The organism is Pseudomonas sp. B21-054 (assembly GCF_026016345.1).
Taxonomy (GTDB): Bacteria; Pseudomonadota; Gammaproteobacteria; order Pseudomonadales; family Pseudomonadaceae; genus Aquipseudomonas.
Map to the genome: position 1 here is coordinate 1,254,891 of NZ_CP087204.1, position 20,369 is coordinate 1,275,259.

Consider the following 20,369-nt stretch of genomic DNA (forward strand, 5'->3'; position numbering starts at 1 on the left):
CCAGTAGCCTTGCACAAACCTCAGGGCTGAAACGCTCCGATGAAAATCGCCGGATCCACCCGCGCATCATTCAGGCTGATGTTCCAGTGCATATGCGGCCCGGTCGCCCGACCCGTGGAACCGACCTTACCCACCACCGTGCCCCGGGCCAGCTGCTGGCCGACCTTCACGTCGATCTTCGACATGTGGCAGAACATGCTGATGAAACCCTGGCCATGGTCGACGAACACGGTGTTGCCATTAAAGAAGTAATTGCCGGTGAGGATCACCTTGCCGGCGGCCGGGGTCTTGATCGGCGTACCGGCGGGCACGGCGAAGTCCAGGCCGGCATGGGGGTTGCGCTCTTCGCCGTTGAAGAAACGACGCACGCCGAACTTGCTCGACAGCGGGCCGTTGACCGGCTTGTCCAGCAACAGGTTGCTGGGGATGTTCGGGCTGAAGCTGCGGTAGGCTTTCAATTGCACCGCCAACTCAGCATCGATGCGCTTGAGGTCCGCCGGGTTCGGGTTGACCTGGCGTTTGTTCTTCAGGGTGATGTGTTGCTCGGGGTACTTTTTATAACCGACCACGAACGGCTGCGTCGCGCCGCCGCTGCTGATCTGTTGGGTGCCGGGCTGGACCGTCAGGGGAATGCCGACAATCGCCAGCCAGTTGTCCTGTTCCTTGACCACCAGCACCGGCTTGCCCTGGTAACTGGCTTTCGGCGCCTGGGCCGCGCTGCCCAGGTCCACCACGGCCACGCCGCCGGGCACCGGTTTGTTCAACAGGCGACTGATGTAACTGTCGGCGTGGGCGTTGAAGGTCAGGCACAGCAACAGCAGTGGGGCGAGATATCGCGGCATGAATCAATCCAGTAGAGAAAGGGTGACCGGCGTCAGGTGATTGTCTTCGACCCGCACCAGCAGCTCGCCTTCGCCGAGGCGGGCGGTCAGGCGCTGGCCGGTCTGGGTTTGCCCGGCGCTGCGGATCGCATGGCCACGTTCATCGAGCAAGATGCTGTAGCCCCGGCCAAGGGTCGCCAAGGGGCTGACGATGTGCAGCGTCTGCATCTGGTTGTGCAACTGCACGCGTCGCGCTTTCAGGCCTTCGCGCATTGCCCTGGGCAGGCGTTCGGCCAGGCTGTCCAGGCGCTGGCGCAGCAACGCCAGGTGTCGGCCCGGATGTTGCCCGGCCAGGCGGGTTTCCAGGCGGATCAAGCGTTCGCGGCGGGTATTGAGGCTGCGCTCGAAGGCCCGGCGCAGGCGCATGTCCAGGTCGTCGAGGCGCTGGGCTTGCTGGCGCAGGCGTTCGCCGGGATGGCGCAGGCGCCGGGTGAGGCCTTCGAGGCGCAGTTGATCGCGCATCAGGCGGTCACGCATGCGCATCACCAGCCGGCGGTGCAGGCTTTCGACCCGACGCACCAGGTCGCCGGCATCCGGTGCCAGCAGTTCGGCGGCGGCGGACGGGGTCGGGGCGCGCACGTCGGCGACGAAATCGCTGATGGACACGTCGGTTTCATGGCCGACGGCGCTGACGATCGGCGTGACGCAGGCATCCACCGCCCGGGCCACGGCTTCTTCGTTGAAGCACCACAAGTCTTCCAGGGAACCGCCGCCTCGGGCCAGGATCAGCGCGTCGAAACCCCGGGCGTCCGCCAGTTTCAGGGCGCGGACGATTTGCACGGTGGCTTCGCGGCCCTGCACGGCGGTGGGAATCAGGGTCAGGGCGATCTGCGGCGCACGACGGCGGAACACGCTGATGATGTCGCGGATCACCGCGCCGGTGGGTGAGCTGATGATGCCGATGCGTTGTGGATGGGCTGGCAGCGGCACCTTGCGTTCGGCACTGAACAGGCCCTCGGCGCTGAGTTTTTCCTTCAGGGCATCGAAGGCCAGGCGCAGGGCGCCATCGCCGGCCGGCTCCACGGTGTCGAGGATCAGTTGATAGTCGCCGCGGCCCTCGAACAGCGAAACCTTGCCGCGCACTTTCACCGCCAGTCCGTCCTTCAAGGCCTGGCGCACCCGCGCGGCGTTCTGCCGGAACAGCGCGCAACGCACCTGGGCGCCGCTGTCCTTGAGGGTGAAATACACATGGCCGGAGGCCGGACGGGCAAGGTTGGAGATTTCCCCCTCGACCCAGATGTTGCTGAACACGTCTTCGAGCAACACCCGCGCACGGCCGTTGAGCTGGCTGACAGTCAGGACCTCGCGGTCCAGGCCCAGTCGGGCAAAGGGATCTTTAATCATGGGCGGCATGATAAGGGCATTTGTAGCTGAATCTCCATGTGTACAGAGAATTAGACCGAGTCGCCTGCATCGCGAGCAAGCTCGCTCCCACAAGGGTTCTGCGTCGTACACAGCATTTGAATCCAATGGAAATCCAATGTGGGAGCGAGCTTGCTCGCGATAGCGGTGGACCTGTCACCACAAATGCTGGATATGCCCCGACACATCTGGCTAAAGTCGCCGCTTCCTCATCAAGGAAGTACCGGATGAATCTTCTGTCGTGGTTGGGCCAGTGGGCATTCGCGCCCATGGAATGGCTGGTGATCGGCTCGGCCATCGCCCTGGCTTACATCGTGTTCGGCATCGCCGGGTTCGGCACGGCACTGGTGGCCGCGCCCATCCTGCTGCTGTTCATGCCATTGTCGAAGATCATCCCGCTGCTGGTGCTGCTGGATTTTGTCGCGGCCTTCGGCAACCTGCTGCCGTCGCGCCGGGACGTGTCCCGGCCGGAGCTGTTGCGATTGCTGCCGTGCATGGCGCTGGGTTGCACCCTGGGGGTGATTTTCCTGCTCAACCTCAAGTCCGACCTGCTGTTGCTGTTGATGGGGCTGTTCATCAGCAGCTATGCGATCTACAGCCTGTTGATCAAGACCCGGCCGGCACAGTTGTCGTCGCTGTGGGCGTTCCCGATGGGCACGGTGGGTGGGATGTTCGGGGCGTTGTTTGGCAGTGGCGGCTTTTTATATGCGATCTACCTGAACAGCCGCCTGCCCAAGGATCCGGCCCGGGCCACGCAAAGTGCCTTGATCAGTTGCAGCACCGTGGTGCGTTTGAGCCTGTTCATCATCGCAGGCGTGTATGCCGAGCTACCCTTGCTGGTACTGGCGCTGTGTTTGTTGCCGGCCATGGCGCTGGGGCTGTGGGTGGGTCGTCGCCTGACGATGCGGATGTCGCGCGAGGCGTTCGTGCGCTTGGTGACCTGGCTGGTGCTCGCCAGCGGCATTGCCTTGATCGGGCGTTACCTGAGTGCTTGACCTGGCTCGGCCAGGGATTAAGCTGCCGGCCTTTATTCGCCCCCATGGGAACCTCCAGGCCTCGTCATGAATTCGCAAAGCATCATCGTCCCGAAAATTTCCACCCTGCCGGTCCACGAGCCCCGGGCCCGGGCGATCGTGCGCTGGCTGGTGCGCAAGAATATCGTCGAAGAACAACTGACCACCTGCGGGCGCACCGGCAATCGCATGGCCCACGCCATCGCCCCTGGCGCTCGGTCGGTGGTCTTGCATCCCGAGGCCTTGCCGTTCGGCGAAGCGATCAATGGCCTGGAGATCATTACCAAGCGCTGCATCTATACGCCGGGCAAGGGCTTTCTCGAAGAGGCCGGCTGTGCCGAGTGCCGTAAGGAAGTCGGCGAGGCGCTGTTCGAAAGCCTGGAAGACTGGATGCCAGCGCGCACCGACAACTTCACCTGCCCCGAGTGTGGGCACGAAGATGACATCAACGGCTTCCTGTTCCTGCAGCCCTGCGGCTTTTCCAACCTGGGATTCATCTTCAACAACTGGCTGGAGGCGGGGTTCAAGCAGGACTTTCTCGATGAATTCGCCGATTGGCTGGATCAGCCGGTGAGTTGGGTGAGGGTTGAGTTGTAGATAGGCACACTGGAGATTGCTTTTGTGGCGAGGGGATTTATCCCCGCTGGGGCGCGAAGCGGCCCTAAACCCAGGCTATGCGGTACATCAGGTATATGAGTCGACTGCTTTGGGACTGCTGCGCAGTCCAGCGGGGATAAATCCCCTCGCCACAGGGGGGCGGTGTACAGCCACAGTGCGGTGATTAGCCCCGTCAATCAGCCCGCCAATAATAGACAGAGTTTTACATTGAGCCAGACGGGGTCCATGAGTATAATGGCGCGCTTCCATTTTCCCGCTCGGGAGCCCCCGCGATGCTGCGTATCAGCCAAGAAGCTCTGACCTTCGACGACATTCTCCTAGTGCCCGGTTATTCTGAGGTACTGCCTAACGAAGTCAGTCTCAAAACCCGTCTCACCCGTGGCATCGAACTGAATATCCCACTGGTTTCCGCCGCCATGGACACCGTGACCGAAGCCCGTCTGGCCATTGCCATGGCCCAGGAAGGCGGTATCGGGATCATCCACAAGAACATGACCATCGAACAGCAGGCCGCCGAAGTGCGCAAGGTCAAGCGGTTCGAGGCTGGCGTGGTCAAGGACCCGATCACCATCGAGGCTGACGCCACGGTTCGCGATCTGTTCGAACTGACCCGCATGCACAATATCTCCGGCGTCCCGGTGCTGCACGATGGCGACCTGGTCGGCATCGTCACCTCCCGCGACGTGCGTTTCGAGAATCGCCTGGATGCCACCGTCCGCCAAGTGATGACGCCTAAAGAGCGCCTGGTCACGGTCAAGGAAGGCACCAACAAGGACGAGGTCCGCGAATTGCTGCACAAGCACCGCATCGAGCGCGTGCTGATCGTCGACGACAAATTCACCCTCAAGGGCATGATGACCGTCAACGACATCGAAAAAGCCAAGGCTTACCCGCTGGCCAGCAAGGACGACCAGGGTCGTCTGCGTGTAGGCGCTGCGGTCGGTACCGGCAAGGACACTGGTGACCGCGTCGCGGCTCTGGTGACGGCTGGCGTCGACGTGGTGGTGGTCGACACTGCCCACGGCCATTCCAAAGGCGTGATCGACCGTGTTCGCTGGGTCAAGCAGAACTTCCCTGAAGTGCAGGTGATCGGCGGCAACATCGCCACCGGCGCGGCCGCCAAGGCCTTGGCCGAAGCCGGCGCCGACGCGGTCAAGGTCGGTATCGGCCCAGGCTCGATCTGCACCACCCGCATCGTCGCCGGTGTTGGTGTTCCACAGATCAGCGCCATCGCCAACGTCGCCGCAGCCCTTGAAGGCACGGGCGTACCGTTGATCGCCGACGGCGGTATCCGTTTCTCCGGTGACCTGTCCAAGGCCATCGTAGCCGGTGCTTCCTGCGTGATGATGGGTTCGATGTTCGCCGGTACTGAAGAAGCGCCGGGTGAGATCGAACTGTTCCAGGGGCGTAGCTACAAGGCTTATCGCGGCATGGGTTCGCTGGGCGCCATGTCCCAGGCCCAGGGCTCTTCCGACCGTTACTTCCAGGACTCCTCCGCGGGTGCCGAGAAGCTGGTGCCGGAAGGCATCGAAGGTCGCGTGCCGTACAAAGGCACCCTGAGCGCCATCATCCATCAGCTGATGGGCGGCCTGCGTTCTTCCATGGGCTACACCGGCAGCGCCGACATCGAAGAGATGCGCACCAAGCCGGAGTTCGTGCGCATCACTGGCGCCGGTATGGCCGAGTCTCATGTCCACGACGTGCAGATCACCAAGGAAGCGCCGAACTACCGCGTAGGTTAAGGCCTCCAGCAAAATGTTAATCACCGGGGCTGTTCATTCAGCCCCGAGTTGTTTCTGATTCACTACATGAGAATGAGTCATGGCCCTCGACATTCACGCTCACCGCATCCTGATCCTCGACTTCGGTTCCCAGTACACCCAACTGATCGCCCGCCGCGTGCGTGAAATCGGCGTGTACTGCGAATTGCATCCGTTCGACATGGATGACGAAGCGATTCGCGAATTCGCGCCTAAAGGCGTCATCCTCGCCGGCGGTCCCGAGTCTGTGCACGAAGCCGACAGCCCGCGCTGCCCGCAAGCCGTGTTCGACCTGGGCGTGCCGGTCTTCGGTATCTGCTACGGCATGCAGACCATGGCCGAACAACTGGGCGGCAAGGTCGAAGGTTCGGACCTGCGTGAGTTCGGTTACGCCCGCGTCGACGTGGTCGGCAAGAGCCGCCTGCTGGACGGCATCGAAGACCACATCGACGCCGACGGCCTGTTCGGCCTGGACGTGTGGATGAGCCACGGTGACAAGGTCACCAAGATGCCGGAAGACTTCCACATCCTGGCCAGCACCCCGAGCTGCCCGATTGCCGGCATGTTCAACGATGATCGCCGTTACTACGGTGTGCAGTTCCACCCCGAGGTGACCCACACCAAGCAGGGCGGCCGCATCCTGTCGCGCTTCATCCTCGACATCTGCGGGTGCGAAGCCCTGTGGACCCCGTCGAAAATCGCTGAAGACGCCATCGCCCAGGTTCGCGCCCAGGTCGGTACCGACAACGTGTTGCTGGGCCTGTCTGGCGGCGTGGATTCCTCGGTGGTCGCTGCGCTGCTGCACAAGGCCATTGGCGATCAACTGACCTGCGTCTTCGTCGACAACGGCCTGCTGCGTCTGCACGAAGGCGAGCAAGTGATGGCCATGTTCGCCGAGAACATGGGCGTCAAGGTGATCCGCGCCAACGCCGAGGAGCAGTTCCTGAACAACCTGGCCGGCGAGTCCGACCCGGAGAAGAAGCGCAAGATCATCGGCCGCACCTTCATCGATGTGTTCGATGCTGAATCCTGCAAGCTGGACAACATCAAGTACCTGGCCCAAGGCACCATCTACCCCGACGTGATCGAGTCGGCCGGCGCCAAGAGCGGCAAGGCCCACGTGATCAAGTCCCACCACAACGTCGGTGGCCTGCCGGAAGAGATGAACCTCAAGCTGGTCGAGCCGCTGCGCGAACTGTTCAAGGACGAAGTGCGTCGCCTCGGCCTGGAACTGGGCCTGCCCTACGACATGGTCTACCGCCACCCATTCCCGGGCCCGGGCCTGGGCGTGCGGATCCTCGGTGAAGTGAAGAAGGAGTACGCCGACCTGCTGCGTCGCGCCGACCACATCTTCATCGAAGAACTGCGCAAGGCCGACTGGTACCACAAGGTCAGCCAGGCATTCGTGGTGTTCCAACCGGTGAAATCGGTGGGCGTGGTTGGCGATGGCCGTCGTTACGCCTGGGTCGTGGCCCTGCGTGCCGTGGAAACCATCGACTTCATGACCGCTCGTTGGGCACACCTGCCGTACGAGCTGCTGGAAACCGTTTCCGGGCGCATCATCAACGAAATCGAAGGTATCTCCCGCGTCACGTATGACGTGTCGAGCAAGCCGCCGGCGACGATTGAGTGGGAATGATCCCGCGTCCGGCATAGACCGGCACTAAAGCATCTCTAAGCCCGCGTAACTGCGGGCTTTTTGCGTTTCAGCCTGGCATTGTCTGATCGGTCGCAGCTCGCGTCGCGTGCGCGGCGATGAACATGGCGACGGCCGACCGGCAATAGGATTCGATTTCGTTGTCGTCCTCTGCTCTGGCCTCATCGAAGCGCGCGATTATCAGGAGATCGGATCCTTTGAAAAGCGCGGCAAACAAGCGGGCGGATCCCAGGGGGTCGGGCACGTTCAGAACCGCCTTCGCGTGCAACTGACGCAACAGGGCCTCAATCTGGGCGATGACATAGGCGGGGCCGGCTTCGTATTGGCGCTTGCTTAACGACTTTTGATTGGTCTTGTCGGCCATGATCATGGCTTCGACACTGCGCACGTCCGCGCTCAACAAGGTGCGAAGCAGGGATGTTCCCACCGCCATGAGCTGATCTGCCGCCGAGCCGCCGACGCCTTCAATAAGGGCCTGCGGTGCAAATTGATGGCAGTGGGCCGCGATGGCCGCACTGAACAGCGCCTCCTTGTTCTCGAAGTGCCGATAGATGCTGAGCTTGGAGATCTTCGCCCGCTGGGCGACCTTGTCCATGGTCGTCGCTTGAAAACCCAACTCCACAAAAAGTTCGCCCGCAGCGTCGACTATAGTTTGGCCAAGCGCCTCGTTGGCGGGCCGGCCGCGACGGGCCTGGCTGTTTTCGGTCATAAAAATTCCAGTACTTGACAGTATTCTAATTCTTGAATTATGGTACTTCAAAGTATCTTAAAAGTACAAACCAATCTCCTCCCTCCACAGTACGGAGCCCATCAACATGAATGACGTCATCATCATCGGCGGCAGCTTTGCCGGGCTTGCCGCCGCCCTGCAACTCGGCCGTGCCCGCCGCAAGGTCACCGTCCTCGATACCGGCCTGCCGCGCAATCGCTTCGCCGACCACTCCCATGGCCTGCTCGGCCACGACCACAAGCCACCGCTGGAGATCCTGGCCGAGGCGCGGCAGCAGCTGGCGCGCTATCCCACGATCCGGCTGGTCACTGCCCGGGCCGAGAGCGTCTCCGGCGCCATCGACGATTTCTCCGTCCTCACGGGCGAGGGCGAAACCCTCAGGGCGCGCCGCCTGATCCTGAGCTATGGCGTCGCCGACCAGATGCCTGAACTTCCTGGCTTTGCAGAAGGCTGGGGTACTTCCATCGTGCCTTGCCCCTATTGCGACGGCTTTGAAGTTGCCGGCCGGCATTGGGGCCTCGTCTGGTCCGGCCCAATGTCGCACAACTACGTCAGGCTGTACCACGATTGGACTGACACGTTGACGGTCTTCGCCAATGGTCACGACATTCCGCCCGACATCCGGGCCGATCTGGCGCGCCGTGGCATCCCTGTCGTCGATGGCCGGGTCACCGAAATCGACCATGACGAGAGCCATAACGCCACCGTCAGGCTCGACGCCGGCCCCTCTGTCGCGGTCGACATCCTGTTCGCGCATCCGCGCAACAAGCCGTCCGCACGCCTGCATGAATCGCTGGGTCTCGCCACGGTCGATACGCCCCAGGGCATCGTCCTCAAGGTCGACGAGCGCCGCGAAACCAGCGTGCCCGGCATCTACGCCGCCGGCGACCTCGCCAGCCTCGGAATGCCCTCGGTCACCACGGCATCATGGCAAGGCGCGACGGCGGGCATCTCCGCCCAGCAGTCGATGCTGGTTTGAGATCAAGCAGCATCGATCACGCCAATTTCAATTTCACAATAGACGCGAGTGCCACTATGGAAGTCCTGAAGAAATTCAAGCCGCTAGACGATAGATTCCCGCTTGAGCGCCAACTCGGCATCTCGGCCGCGCCAATCGTACTTATCAACATATTCACGGTCGGTTCCGCCGACGAAGCGGGCTTCCTGGACGCCTTCAAGGCGGCGGGCGAAACCCTGAAGCAGCAGCCGGGCTTCATCTCCACCCAACTGCACCGAGCGATCGGTGATAGCCCGACGTTCCTGAACTATGTGGTGTGGGAGTCCACCGAGACGCTCCGCGATGCCTTCGCTCGTCCCGAATTCGTCGCGAAGGTTTCGGCCTATCCGTCATCCGTCGTAGCCACCCCGCACTTGTTCCAGAAGGTTGCCGTCCCCGGCTTTTGCACGGCCTGACTCCAGAAATATGGCAAGGCGCGATGGCGGTTACCTTCGCCCAGCAGTCGATGCCGGCTTGAGAGCACAGATTGGAGATGAGCATGGAGGCGCACATATCCAAGACCAGAAAAACCGAAGCCAGCATCAGCATTCTCGCCCGACCACTCTTGAAAAAAGGCTGACACACATGGAGTTCGAACACGTCACTTTCGACCTGCCACACGGCACCTTTCATGCACTGAAGGGCGGGGATCCCGATGGTCAACCGACGATCGTCTTGCACGGTTTCCCGGATCATCCGCCGACCGCGAAGCCCTTCCTTGCCGAGCTCGGCCGCCGTGGCCGTCACGTCATCGCACCCTGGCTTCGCGGTTACGCGCCGTCCCCGACCGCGGGTCCGTTCGACTTCGCAGCCCTCACCAGCGACGTGCTCGCGCTGATCGACCGCTGGTCTCCGGGGCGAGCCGTGGAGTTGATTGGTCACGACTGGGGCGCCCTGATCACCTATGACGCCTGCGTCACCGCGCCGGAGCGGATCGAACGCGCGGTCGCGCTCGCAATCCCTCATCCACTCACGTTCATGAGCCGGCTGACGCACCCCGCTCAACTGCGCCGGAGCTCGTACATGGGGCTCTTTCAACTGCCTGGAAGCGGCTGGATCGCCACCGCCCGCGATCTTGCCTTCATCGACCGCCTCTGGCGTCAGTGGTCGCCCGGCTTCTCGCTCGATCCCGCTCTCAAGGCAGAGCTACACGAGCATCTGCGCAAGAGCATGCCCGCGCCCTTAAAGTATTACCGGGCGATGCTGCGCCCCGGCATGATTGGTGCGACGCGCCGCATGTCTCAGCCGATCACGGTGCCCCTGTTGCAGCTTCACGGTGCCAACGACGGCTGCATCCTCCCCGCGCAGGTCGACGACCGACATCGGTTCGCCGCCCCGCACGCGATGGAGATCGTCCCCGGCGTTGGTCACTTCCTACACATCGAGGCCCCTGAGGCGATCGCGGAACGGATCGCGGCATGGGCCAAGTAGCGTCCTTTCCTCCTTGCCTCGATCAAAGGGGCGCTGGTCAAGAACGAATCAAAACGAGGAGATGTCATGACAGAGCAAAAAGCCCCTCAGGTCGCCGACTGGAATGGCCAAAGCGGTGAGTACTGGGCCGCCAACCAGGCCCGGCTCGACGCCATGTTTGCGGTATTCGGCCAGGCCGCGATCGAAGCCGCCGCGCCCGGCACGGGCGAACGCGTGCTGGACGTCGGCTGCGGCGCGGGTGCGTCGAGTCTGGATCTGGCAGGCCGCGTCGGCGCGGGTGGCCATGTGCTGGGCGTGGACATATCCGAACCACTGATCGGCCGAGCGCGTGCGCTTGCGCCACAGGATACGCTGGCCCAGTTCCGGGTAGCCGACGCCAGTAGCGCCGAACTGCCCGAGGGCGCGTTCGACCTCCTGTTCTCGCGTTTCGGAGTGATGTTCTTCGACGATCCGACAGGGGCGTTCGCCCATATGCGGCGCGCGCTCCGGCCGGGCGGGCGGGTCGCTTTCGTCTGCTGGCGCGGCGTGGCCGAGAACGATTGGCTGCGCCTGCCGATGGGCGCGATCAAGGACATCGTCCCGCTACCCGCACCGCCCGGTCCCGAGGCGCCCGGCCCATTCTCGTTCGGCGACCGGGGGCGGCTGACACGCATCCTGACGGCAGCCGGCTTCACCGATATCGCTATCGCGCCCTTCGATGCTTCCATCCCGTTCGGTGAGGGCGGAACGCGGGATGCGGCGATCGACGACGCGGTGAAGATGGCGTTCGAGGGCGGCCCGCTGTCGCTTGTGCTCGCTGATCAGCCCGACGACATCCGCGCCCGCGCCTGGGCCGCGGTTCGTGCCGCCTTCACGGGCCTCCCCGGCGAGCGGTCGGTGATGATCGACGGCGCGGCATGGATCGTCACGGCAAGCAATCCGGCAAGCTGACAGGGGTTAACAGGGGAGACGCCCCCGCTCGGTGGCGCGGGGTGTCTTTGGCCGGTCAGATTGATGCCCCTTCTGGCTTGGAAACCGTCGTTTACAGCGTTTTCACGACACTCGTAAACGTTACCGGCGGCCTTCGCACACCGGTGATTCGCCGATGCGGCCTTCCTTGCACAGGTCGAGATTGTCCCTGCGCGAGAACCCTGCGTCTTTCATGCAGTAGAACCGAGTCAGCACAACATCAATCGGCGAGGTGTCTCCCGCGCCGTCAAGATTGGTATACCCGCAAGCACGCATGGCGTTGTCGACACCCGACTGGGGCACCCCCTTTTTGTACCATTGTGTGAAGTCCCCAGGCGGCGGTTGAAAGCCCCTTCCCGTGCAGCCAACCAGTAACACAGCGCACAAACTCAGCAACAGGCTCCTTGTGCACATGGCGTTATTCCTTATGGTTTGACTCGGATAAAGTATGAGACCCCGTCGGGTGAGTCTCTCCAGTGGTGTAGGATCAGCGTGGCGTCGGTAGACGGGGCAGTTCCACAGCAGCACCGACAGCGTACAGGGAACTTCCGCTCTGCAAATGCTTCTATACAGTCCTTTTTAAACTGTTCAGGGATCGAATGAAAACTTCTTTGGCATTTCCATTAGCAATCACTTTCGCCCTTGTCATGGCCGGCTGCAGCAGCCGTCAGGCGGGTGATCTTACTTCAGGGCCGGTCGTTCCACTGGCCATGAATGACCATCAAGCCAGCGTGACTTTCCGTACCATAGGCGGTGAGGGTGATCGTCCTGTCAGTTACATGTACGGGTATGCCAATACTGGATTCATGAGCGCGGGTGAGCGGGTTTATGACTCTGCTTACTTCAAGCGCATACCGGCTTATCTGAAGAAAATCGCCGGTGGGACCGACAGCATCAGTCAACTGGTCGAATCGGACAAAACGGTGTACGTGAAAGGGGAGGTCAAGGACAAGCCGTTTACCTTTAACGGTATTCCCATGCCCACGCCGTTCGACAAGGAACAGCCTGTTGCGCAGCAATTCACGCCGCAAGCCAAGAAGAATTACCTGGTTGAAACCGTGATCGCCGACACTTGGGTCATGAACGTGTACGAAGTCTCCGCAACGGGTGAACGCAAAACCATTGGCGTTCCAAAAAAAGATGCCGGCGCAAACTGACCGTGCAGGGATAGTTTTTTCATGACGATAAGAACTTTCCAATAAGGCATTCGGCAACCTATCAGTGTGGCGAGGAAGCTTGCTCCCTCGCCACAGGGGGATAGGCGTTTCCAAGGTGTCTGTGCCCAGCGGCTGCGCAAAGTCGTGTTTGAAGTTGTGCTTAAATGCCAACTTCCCCCATCGTTGCTCTTGGCTTGTCCACGTTTGTCGCTCTCTGCAAGTGAATGCGCAAAGCTGTCGGCCGCTCACAAGAAGACTGCAGACTTCCATCCCAAGAACACCGTGCCGACAAACTCAGAAGCGGTGTCATTGCCCTTATGTTCAAACGCATCCTGTCTGCCCTGGGCGGTAAGAAGTCCCGCACTTCGACACCTGTTTCTTCTGCGCACCCTGAGGCGACACCGCCCCAGCCGGCCGACAATGAACTTATCACGGTCTACGACAGCTACGGTCGTGAGATGAAGATCACCCGCAACGAGTGGCGCGACCAAGTCTTCCTGCCAAACCTGCAGGAGAAATGGCGTTCTGCCGACGAGCTCTACAGCCTGATTATTTCGGGATTGAATGATGGCTTTGTCGCTGACTTGATCCCGGCCGCTGCGCAACTTGTCGAGATCGACAGCAATCCCGAGCGCAGCCATGTCATCCAGGGCATTGTGCTGATGGAGAACGGCCAGCTCGATGCCGCCGAAAACACGCTGCGCACGGGGATGGCGAAAGTGGGCGCGACGGGTACCTTGCTGACCAATCTGGCCAAGGTCTTCAGTGAGCGAGGCGAGCCAGTGCTTGCCGATGAAACGCTTTGGCGCGCGATCCAGGCCGACCCCAACCTGGAGAACGGCCTGTTGTGGTGGGCAGCCATGCAGCGGGAAAGGGCCGGCGAGGCGGGCTATCTCGAGGCGCTGCGTTCCGTGGCGGCGTTACCCGGCAGTTGGCGTGCGCCATTGTGGTTGGCGCGTCATTGCCTGGAACAGAAGGACGTCGAGTCGGCACGCAGGTTTTACGCGCAGGTGCTGACGGCGGGTACCTTCGACGGCAATGCGCTGATGATGATCTCGGGCGACTTGGGTAACAACGGCCAGATCCCACTGATCGTTGAGTTGGTCGGGCCTGTCTACGATGAACGCAAACACGACCCCATGGCCGGTATCAACTTGCTGCGCGCCTATCAGGCACTCGGGAATGCGGTCGAAGGCGAGGCGCTGCTCGCCCGCCTGTATGCCCTGGGTTTTGCACCGATCAAAAGCCAACTCGATCAGTTTGCCCAAGCCTTCCTGCAAATGCACAAGCAGGACGACCGAGGCGTGCCGGTTGATCCTGAAAGCCTGAGGTTCGCGACGTTGGCATTGAGCCAGCCGATCTGGCACTACGGTTTGCGCAACGCCGACTGGTTCTTTGCGCAGAAACCGGAAGGGGCATCGGAAATCGGCTTCTTCGCGCTATCCAAGAGTACAGACGGATCAGAGCGCGCCGAATCGCAACGGGAGGATGAACTGGGGCGCTTCGCGCGCGCGATTCCTCTTTACCTGTCTGAAGCCGTGCACTACTGGAGCGACCATGTAGGCACTTGCTATATCCAAATCGTGGAAGGCGGCGGCCCGGTGCTATCGGGGTGTGAAGCCGACGGCCACGCGCTTTTCGATATCGTGCCGCCGACGATGAAGTCCTTTGTCACCGGCGAGATCGGCTGTTCGGGTGAAGGTGATCAAGCCCAATGGCAGATTTCCCTGAAACTCTGGGACTGCACGACCCGCACCCAGCAGACCGCCGAAAGCGGCAGCGCGGTGACAGCAGACATGGGCGCGCTGGTACTCGATCTTGAGACGCGCTTGCTGGCCGGCATTGGACTGAGGCGCGAGACACCACTGGATTCGTTCTACTTGCATCCCACGGCCGAAGTCCTGCCGGTGTACCTGACAGAACTGGGCCAGGCCTTCACGTTGACGCTGCTGGCGAACGGGCATATGCCCAAGTCCGCGATGTGGGGTGAGCGCGCCATGCTCGACTGGCCGCTCAACATGGTCCTCCACTGGCCGACGGTTGAAGTCGCAAAATTGATGTACATCTCCGGGTTGGGCAAAGCCTTCGATTACCAGTCGAACGTACTCGCCGAATACAAAGAGCGCAGCCTGCAATTGCTGCGTGAGTTGGAACAGGCGCGCAGCCCTGTATTGCGCTTGGCTCCGCTGATATGGAGGGTGTTCGGTATGCAGGCAGAGTTACACGCCTACATTCGGGACTTGCCCGCTGATACACGGCCTGAACATAAGGCCTGGCTGGCGCGAATCAGCGAATAAGGGGGCTCTCGACCACCGTCAGGGCGACTGACGGTGCGGGTTGAAGGGGGGTATGTCCGAGGAGAGTCCTATACTCATGGGCGTCCAGTTACGGCGACAGACACGCCGGAATAAGGAGCCTGCCATGAATGACACCCAACGACTTGCCGCGTTACGTATCGTTTTAATCGTAGTGGGGCTGATCGCCGTGTTCGCGATCTGGCCACTGATGATCCTTTGGCCGTCCGGTTGGACTTGGCACAGCGGCCATTCTGACTATCCGCTGATGATTGTCGGTATCTACGCCACTCTGGGCGTGTTCCTGCTGAGGGCTTCCCGTGATCCGATAAGGCACTTGAGCCTGATCTGGTTCACCGTGTGGTCGAGCGTCGTGCACGGCGCGATCATGGCCGTGCAGTCCTTTGGTGTCGGTATGGACGGGATGAGCCATTACGGCCATCTGCTCGGCGACGTGCCCGCGCTGTTCGTCGTCGCGGCGGCGCTGGCGTTCTTCACGCCTCGGGGTGAGAAGGCGCGTTTATTGGCGGGCTGATCCTTGCGTTGCGGCGTGCCTGAAAGCCCTGTGGATGAACTCTCCAGGGCTTTTCCATTTGGGTGGTCATCCCGATTTTTCTCAGCGGTGCCCTGGGACTTGTCGCTTAAAGCCGCTCGCTGTCGTCACCTTTCGCTACGATTCTGCCCTCATCGAGTTTGCCGAGAAGTGCTTATTATCCAAGGGAGGAGTTTGGTTGTCATTTGACAACCTTGCAGGTCATGCGAATACTGGAGACCACTGATGATTCGTCCCTCGCATCCGAAAAAGGAAGTCGAAGAAGCGTTGAGACATGCCGAAGCGTTGGGGTGGCGCGTAGAAGTCGGCGGCAGCCACGCCTGGGGGCGGACTTATTGTCCATACAACGACGAGGAGTGCCGCTGTGGTGAGTTCTGCATCACATCGATATGGAGCACGCCGAAGAACCCTGGCAATCATGCGCGAGCATTGCGACGCGTCGTGGACAATTGCACCACGCATCGCAATAGGTGTGGCGCTGATGACGATGCTGAGGAATAGAACGATGGAATATACCTTTACCTTGAAATATCAGCTTGCTGACGATGACTGTGCCTCGGATGAGCTGGTCGAGCGGCTGGGTGAAGCTGGCTGTGACGATGCCCTGGTCGGCATTGGGCAGCCGGGGCGGCTGGCGCTTGAGTTCACTCGCGAGGCTCCCGATGCGGTCAAGGCAGTGTTTAGCGCTCTGAGCGACGTCCGCCGCGCGGTGCCGTCGGCCAAACTGATCGAGGTTGCCCCTGACTTGGTGGGCCTAACCGACGTAGCTGAGATCGTAGGTGTTTCTCGGCAGAACATGCGCAAGCTGATGTTGGCTCATCCGAGCAGCTTTCCGACGCCGGTGCACGAGGGAAGTGCGTCTATCTGGCACTTGGCGGACGTTCTGACCTGGCTGCAGGCAAAGGGCAACTATTCGCTTACCAAGAGCGTGCTGGACGTGGCCCTGGTGGCCTCCCAGGTCAACGTTGCGAAAGAGGGCCGACGGTTACCGAGCTTGGCTGCCAAAGAGTTGGAAGCTTTGGTTGGGTGACGGCCATCATTGTTCGAGCGAGTGCCGCGACAATCCTTCACTTAATATTTCTCAATTGCGGGTGTATCGTATTCGCCTTTTGCGGGCCCAACGGTTCGCGCGGATCCAATAGGTGGTTGCGTTCATGTCCTTTACCCGTCGCCAAATACTCGGTGGCCTGGCCGGTCTTGTTGTCGTTGGTGTGGGTGCAGGCGGTGCGTCGCGGTACTGGCTGGGCAAGCGGGCCGATGCCGAGGCCGGTCACGACTATGAACTGATCGCCGCGCCCCTGGACGTGGAGCTGGTGGCCGGGCACAAGACCCAGGCCTGGGCGTTCGGCCCTTCGGCGCCGGGCACCGAGCTGCGGGTGCGCCAGGGCGAGTGGTTGCGGGTACGCTTCATCAATCACCTGCCGGTTGCCACCACCATTCACTGGCACGGGATCCGTCTGCCGCTGGAGATGGACGGCGTGCCGTATGTCTCGCAACTGCCGGTGCTGCCGGGCGAGTATTTCGATTACAAATTCCGTGTGCCGGACGCTGGCAGCTATTGGTATCACCCCCACGTCAACAGCAGCGAAGAACTCGGGCGTGGGCTGGTGGGACCGCTGATCATCGAAGAGCGTGAGCCCACCGGCTTCAAATACGAACAGACCCTGAGCCTCAAGAGCTGGCACGTGGATGAGCAGGGCGAGTTCGTCGCCTTCAGCATTCCCCGTGAAGCGGCCCGTGGCGGTACGGCCGGGCGGTTGGCGACCATCAACGGTGTGCCGCAGGCGGTGATTGACCTGCCGGCCGGGCAGATCACCCGGGTGCGTTTGCTCAACCTCGACAACACCCTGACTTATCGCATCAACATTCCAGGCGTTGAAGCACAGATCTATGCGCTGGACGGCAACCCCATCGAACCGCGCCCGCTGGGCAAGGAATACTGGCTTGGCCCGGGCATGCGCATTTGTCTGGCGATCAAGGCGCCGCCAGCCGGTGAGGAGTTATCGTTGCGCAACGGCCCGGTGCGTCTGGGGACCCTGCGCTCGGTGCCTAACAGTGACGCCCCGAGCCAATGGCCGCCGGCGCTGCCGCCCAACCCGGTGTCCGAGCCGGACCTGGCCAATGCCGAGAAACTCAACTTCAATTTCGAATGGGTCGGTTCGGTGTCGGTCAACGTCGACAACGGCAAGCCGCCGAGCCTGTGGCAGATCAACGGCAAGGCCTGGGACATCACCGACAAGACCTGCGCCGACCGGCCGATCGCCACGCTGAAAAAAGGCCAGAGCTACATTTTTGAATTGAAGAACATGACTCAGTACCAGCACCCGATCCACTTGCACGGCATGAGCTTCAAGGTGATCGCGTCGAACCGCCACAAAGTCGTGCCGTATTTCACTGACACTTACTTGCTGGGCAAGAACGAACGGGCGCAGGTGGCACTGGTGGCGGATAATCCAGGCGTGTGGATGTTCCACTGCCATGTGATCGACCACATGGAAACCGGCCTGATGGCCGCCATCGAGGTGGCGTGATGCGCCAGATTCGCCCCGCCAAAATCATCGACCGCAGCCGCGACCAGGACTTCATGCGCGAAGCCCTGGCGCTCGCCGCCCAAGGTGCCGCCCTGGGCGAAGTGCCGGTGGGCGCGGTGCTGGTGCAGGACGGCGAGATCATCGGGCGTGGCTTCAACTGCCCGATCAGCGGCCACGATCCCAGCGCCCACGCGGAAATGGTCGCCATCCGCGCCGCCGCCCAGGCGGTGAGCAATTATCGCCTGCCCGGCAGCACCCTCTATGTGACGCTGGAGCCCTGCAGCATGTGCGCCGGCCTCATCGTCCACTCGCGCATCGCCCGGGTCGTCTACGGCGCCCTGGAGCCCAAGGCCGGCATCGTGCAGAGCCAGGGGCAGTTTTTCAGCCAGGGGTTCCTGAATCATCGGGTGATGTACGAGGGTGGAGTGTTGGCCGAGGAGTGCAGTACGGTGCTGAGTGAGTTCTTCAAGGCCCGAAGAGCCAAGTCTTCAGACTGATCCCCTGTGGGAGCGAGCTTGCTCGCGATAGCGGTCTGTCAGGCAACATGTCTGTTGAATGTCCGGCCGTCATCGCGAGCAAGCTCGCTCCCACAGGGGGCTTGTGGTGGCTGGGCTATTTATTTACGTGCCACAATCACCGCACGCCTCGGCGCCGGCAGCCCTTCGATGGTCTTGCTGTGGTCGGCAGGGTCGAGGAAGTCACTCAGCGACTGGTACTTCATCCACTCGGTACTGCGCTGTTCTTCTACGGTCGTCAGGCTCACGTCCACGCAACGGACATCGCTGAACCCGGCGCGGCGCAGCCAGCGTTCCAGGGCCGGGACCGACGGCAGGAACCACACGTTGCGCATCTGCGCATAGCGATCCTCGGGCACCAGTACCTGATGTTCGTCACCCTCGATCACCAGGGTTTCCAGCACCAGTTCGCCACCCTTGACCAGGCAGTCCTTGAGGGCCAGCAGGTGTTCGATGGGCGAGCGGCGGTGGTAGAAAACGCCCATGGAAAATACCGTGTCGAAGCCTTCCAACTCCGGCGGCAAGGCCTCGAACGGAAACGGCAGGTGCCAGGCGTTGGGCTGCGAAAGGTAGCGTTGCACGGCCTGGAACTGACAGAAGAACAGCCAGTTGGGATCCACGCCAATCACGGTGTCGGCCCCGGCGCCGAGCATCCGCCACATGTAGTAGCCGTTGCCACAGCCCACATCGAGGATGCGCTTGCCCGCAAGATCCAGGTGCGGCGCCACCCGCGACCACTTCCAGTCCGAGCGCCATTCGGTGTCCACGTGTACGCCAAACAGGTCGAACGGCCCTTTGCGCCACGGCGACAGGCCCATCAGTGCCGTACGCATCTGTGCACGGGTTTCGTCGGAACAGTCGGCATCGAGGGTCAGGCCGTTCAGCAGGTCGACGGTGGTGGGTTGCAAAACCGGCAGCGCATCGAGGGCGCTTTGCCAACGCTCCAGGTCGCCGTGGCCCTTTTCCATCTTGCTGTCGAGTTGCGTCTGCAGCGTCGCGGCCCAATCGGCCAGGGGCGTGCCGGCCAGATGGCGGGCGAGGGGGGACAAATCGATCATGGCAGGGCAATCAACGAGGCGAAGTTAAGACACTGGAACCACGGCACGACTTTCGAGAAGCCGGCCGCCAAGAGGCGCTCGCGGTGCTCTTCGAGGCTGTCGGGCTTCATGACGTTTTCGATGGCGCTGCGTTTCTGGGCAATTTCCAGCTCGCTGTAGCCGTTGGCGCGTTTGAACGCGACATGCAGGTCGTTGAGCAGTGCATGTTCCTCGGCATCGTTGAAGCGCAGTTTTTCCGACAGGATCAGGGCGCCACCGGGCAGCAACGACTGGCGGATGCGGCTCAACAGCGCGGTGCGTTGGTCTGGCGCGATGAATTGCAGGGTGAAGTTCAGCGCTACCACCGAGGCTGGCTGGAAGGTCAGGGCGAGGATGTCGCCTTCAATCACCTCCACCGGCAGCAGCTCCTGGAACATCGAGTCCTGGCCGTTGAGGTATTCCCGGCAGCGCTCGACCATGGCCGCCGAGTTATCCACTGCAATCACCCGGCAACCGTCGGTGCGCACATGACGGCGCAGCGCCTGGGTCACCGCGCCCAGGGACGAGCCGAGGTCATAGAGCACGCTGCCTGGCTGGGCGAATTGCGCGGCGAGCACGCCGAGGTTTTCGACGATGGTCGGGTAACCCGGCACCGAACGCTTGATCATGTCCGGAAAGACCCGCACCACGTCCTCGTTGAAGGCGAAGTCCGGCACCTGGGCCAAGGGTTGGGCGAATAGACGATCGGGCTCTTTGCTCACGGCAGTTCCAGCGGCATGGGGGGTGAAAAGGCCGGCATTTTAACTAAAAAAACTGTGGGAGCGAGCTTGCTCGCGATTGGGGTGGTTCAGCCAGCCATAATGTTGGCTGATAGAGCGCTATCGC

Annotated in this window: 21 protein-coding genes; 15 read left to right on the forward strand and 6 right to left on the reverse strand. The window is 61.7% G+C overall.

Annotated elements, in window-relative coordinates; translation table 11 throughout:
• Positions 1-20: 20 nt before the first annotated feature.
• Together LOY70_RS05460 and xseA are read right to left on the reverse strand one after the other, a co-directional pair.
• Positions 21-842 carry a peptidoglycan DD-metalloendopeptidase family protein gene (locus LOY70_RS05460; protein WP_025212017.1) on the reverse strand — a complete coding sequence of 274 codons (822 nt, stop codon included), beginning with the start codon at positions 840-842 and terminating at the stop codon, positions 21-23.
• Positions 843-845: 3 nt separating this feature from the next.
• Positions 846-2,225: an exodeoxyribonuclease VII large subunit gene (xseA, locus tag LOY70_RS05465; protein ID WP_265034033.1), complete on the reverse strand. Its 1,380-nt coding sequence runs from the start codon at positions 2,223-2,225 to the stop codon at positions 846-848.
• A 245-nt stretch (positions 2,226-2,470) separates the two neighbouring features.
• On the opposite strand from xseA, the gene LOY70_RS05470 reads away from it, so the two are divergent.
• The 4 genes from LOY70_RS05470 to guaA all read left to right on the forward strand — a co-directional run bounded on the left by LOY70_RS05470 (position 2,471) and on the right by guaA (position 7,273).
• Entirely contained in the window at positions 2,471-3,238 is a 768-nt protein-coding gene (locus LOY70_RS05470) for a sulfite exporter TauE/SafE family protein (protein ID WP_265034034.1), read from the forward strand.
• Positions 3,239-3,304: 66 nt separating this feature from the next.
• Complete coding sequence (locus LOY70_RS05475) at positions 3,305-3,853, forward strand: sugar ABC transporter ATPase (protein WP_265034035.1); 549 nt, start codon at positions 3,305-3,307, stop codon at positions 3,851-3,853.
• A gap of 293 nt (positions 3,854-4,146) precedes the next feature.
• The gene (gene guaB / locus LOY70_RS05480; RefSeq protein WP_265034036.1) at positions 4,147-5,616 is read left to right on the forward strand and encodes an IMP dehydrogenase; all 1,470 of its coding nucleotides are present in this window, start codon (positions 4,147-4,149) and stop codon (positions 5,614-5,616) included.
• A 79-nt stretch (positions 5,617-5,695) separates the two neighbouring features.
• Complete coding sequence (gene guaA, locus LOY70_RS05485; RefSeq protein WP_072408106.1) at positions 5,696-7,273, forward strand: glutamine-hydrolyzing GMP synthase; 1,578 nt, start codon at positions 5,696-5,698, stop codon at positions 7,271-7,273.
• Between the two features lie 67 nt (positions 7,274-7,340).
• On the opposite strand, the gene LOY70_RS05490 is transcribed toward guaA, so the two are convergent.
• Complete coding sequence (locus LOY70_RS05490; RefSeq protein WP_265034037.1) at positions 7,341-8,000, reverse strand: TetR/AcrR family transcriptional regulator; 660 nt, start codon at positions 7,998-8,000, stop codon at positions 7,341-7,343.
• A gap of 106 nt (positions 8,001-8,106) precedes the next feature.
• On the opposite strand from LOY70_RS05490, the gene LOY70_RS05495 reads away from it, so the two are divergent.
• The 4 genes from LOY70_RS05495 to LOY70_RS05510 all read left to right on the forward strand — a co-directional run bounded on the left by LOY70_RS05495 (position 8,107) and on the right by LOY70_RS05510 (position 11,379).
• Positions 8,107-9,000: an NAD(P)/FAD-dependent oxidoreductase gene (locus tag LOY70_RS05495; RefSeq protein ID WP_265034038.1), complete on the forward strand. Its 894-nt coding sequence runs from the start codon at positions 8,107-8,109 to the stop codon at positions 8,998-9,000.
• 56 nt (positions 9,001-9,056) lie between these two features.
• On the forward strand, positions 9,057-9,434 hold the full coding sequence (locus LOY70_RS05500) for an antibiotic biosynthesis monooxygenase family protein (RefSeq protein WP_265034039.1): 378 nt from the start codon (positions 9,057-9,059) through the stop codon (positions 9,432-9,434).
• 169 nt (positions 9,435-9,603) lie between these two features.
• Positions 9,604-10,449, forward strand: a complete 846-nt coding sequence (locus LOY70_RS05505) for an alpha/beta fold hydrolase (RefSeq protein WP_265034040.1) — start codon at positions 9,604-9,606, stop codon at positions 10,447-10,449.
• Between the two features lie 66 nt (positions 10,450-10,515).
• Positions 10,516-11,379, forward strand: coding sequence for a class I SAM-dependent methyltransferase (locus tag LOY70_RS05510; protein ID WP_265034041.1), 864 nt, complete (start codon positions 10,516-10,518; stop codon positions 11,377-11,379).
• A 120-nt stretch (positions 11,380-11,499) separates the two neighbouring features.
• Here the strand turns inward: LOY70_RS05510 and LOY70_RS05515 are convergent, their stop codons facing one another.
• Positions 11,500-11,811: a hypothetical protein gene (locus LOY70_RS05515; RefSeq protein WP_265034042.1), complete on the reverse strand. Its 312-nt coding sequence runs from the start codon at positions 11,809-11,811 to the stop codon at positions 11,500-11,502.
• Positions 11,812-11,996: 185 nt separating this feature from the next.
• Here LOY70_RS05515 and LOY70_RS05520 point away from each other — a divergent pair, with 185 nt between their 5' ends.
• The 7 genes from LOY70_RS05520 to tadA all read left to right on the forward strand — a co-directional run bounded on the left by LOY70_RS05520 (position 11,997) and on the right by tadA (position 18,429).
• Positions 11,997-12,554: a hypothetical protein gene (locus LOY70_RS05520; RefSeq protein ID WP_265034043.1), complete on the forward strand. Its 558-nt coding sequence runs from the start codon at positions 11,997-11,999 to the stop codon at positions 12,552-12,554.
• A 317-nt stretch (positions 12,555-12,871) separates the two neighbouring features.
• Positions 12,872-14,851: a tetratricopeptide repeat protein gene (locus LOY70_RS05525; RefSeq protein ID WP_265034044.1), complete on the forward strand. Its 1,980-nt coding sequence runs from the start codon at positions 12,872-12,874 to the stop codon at positions 14,849-14,851.
• Between the two features lie 124 nt (positions 14,852-14,975).
• Positions 14,976-15,383, forward strand: coding sequence for a DUF6632 domain-containing protein (locus LOY70_RS05530; RefSeq protein WP_265034045.1), 408 nt, complete (start codon positions 14,976-14,978; stop codon positions 15,381-15,383).
• 243 nt (positions 15,384-15,626) lie between these two features.
• Positions 15,627-15,902, forward strand: a complete 276-nt coding sequence (locus LOY70_RS05535; RefSeq protein WP_265034046.1) for a hypothetical protein — start codon at positions 15,627-15,629, stop codon at positions 15,900-15,902.
• Between the two features lie 4 nt (positions 15,903-15,906).
• Positions 15,907-16,431, forward strand: a complete 525-nt coding sequence (locus tag LOY70_RS05540) for a helix-turn-helix transcriptional regulator (RefSeq protein ID WP_265034047.1) — start codon at positions 15,907-15,909, stop codon at positions 16,429-16,431.
• A gap of 124 nt (positions 16,432-16,555) precedes the next feature.
• Positions 16,556-17,932, forward strand: coding sequence for a multicopper oxidase family protein (locus LOY70_RS05545; protein ID WP_024617660.1), 1,377 nt, complete (start codon positions 16,556-16,558; stop codon positions 17,930-17,932).
• The gene (tadA, locus tag LOY70_RS05550) at positions 17,932-18,429 is read left to right on the forward strand and encodes a tRNA adenosine(34) deaminase TadA (protein ID WP_265034048.1); all 498 of its coding nucleotides are present in this window, start codon (positions 17,932-17,934) and stop codon (positions 18,427-18,429) included. Before LOY70_RS05545 ends, tadA begins: the two co-directional genes overlap by 1 nt.
• 119 nt (positions 18,430-18,548) lie before the next feature.
• On the opposite strand, the gene cmoB is transcribed toward tadA, so the two are convergent.
• Positions 18,549-19,505: a tRNA 5-methoxyuridine(34)/uridine 5-oxyacetic acid(34) synthase CmoB gene (cmoB, locus tag LOY70_RS05555; protein WP_265034049.1), complete on the reverse strand. Its 957-nt coding sequence runs from the start codon at positions 19,503-19,505 to the stop codon at positions 18,549-18,551.
• On the reverse strand, positions 19,502-20,245 hold the full coding sequence (gene cmoA / locus LOY70_RS05560) for a carboxy-S-adenosyl-L-methionine synthase CmoA (protein ID WP_265034050.1): 744 nt from the start codon (positions 20,243-20,245) through the stop codon (positions 19,502-19,504). The genes cmoB and cmoA overlap by 4 nt, the downstream gene beginning before the upstream one ends.
• Between the last annotated feature and the right edge of the window lie 124 nt (positions 20,246-20,369).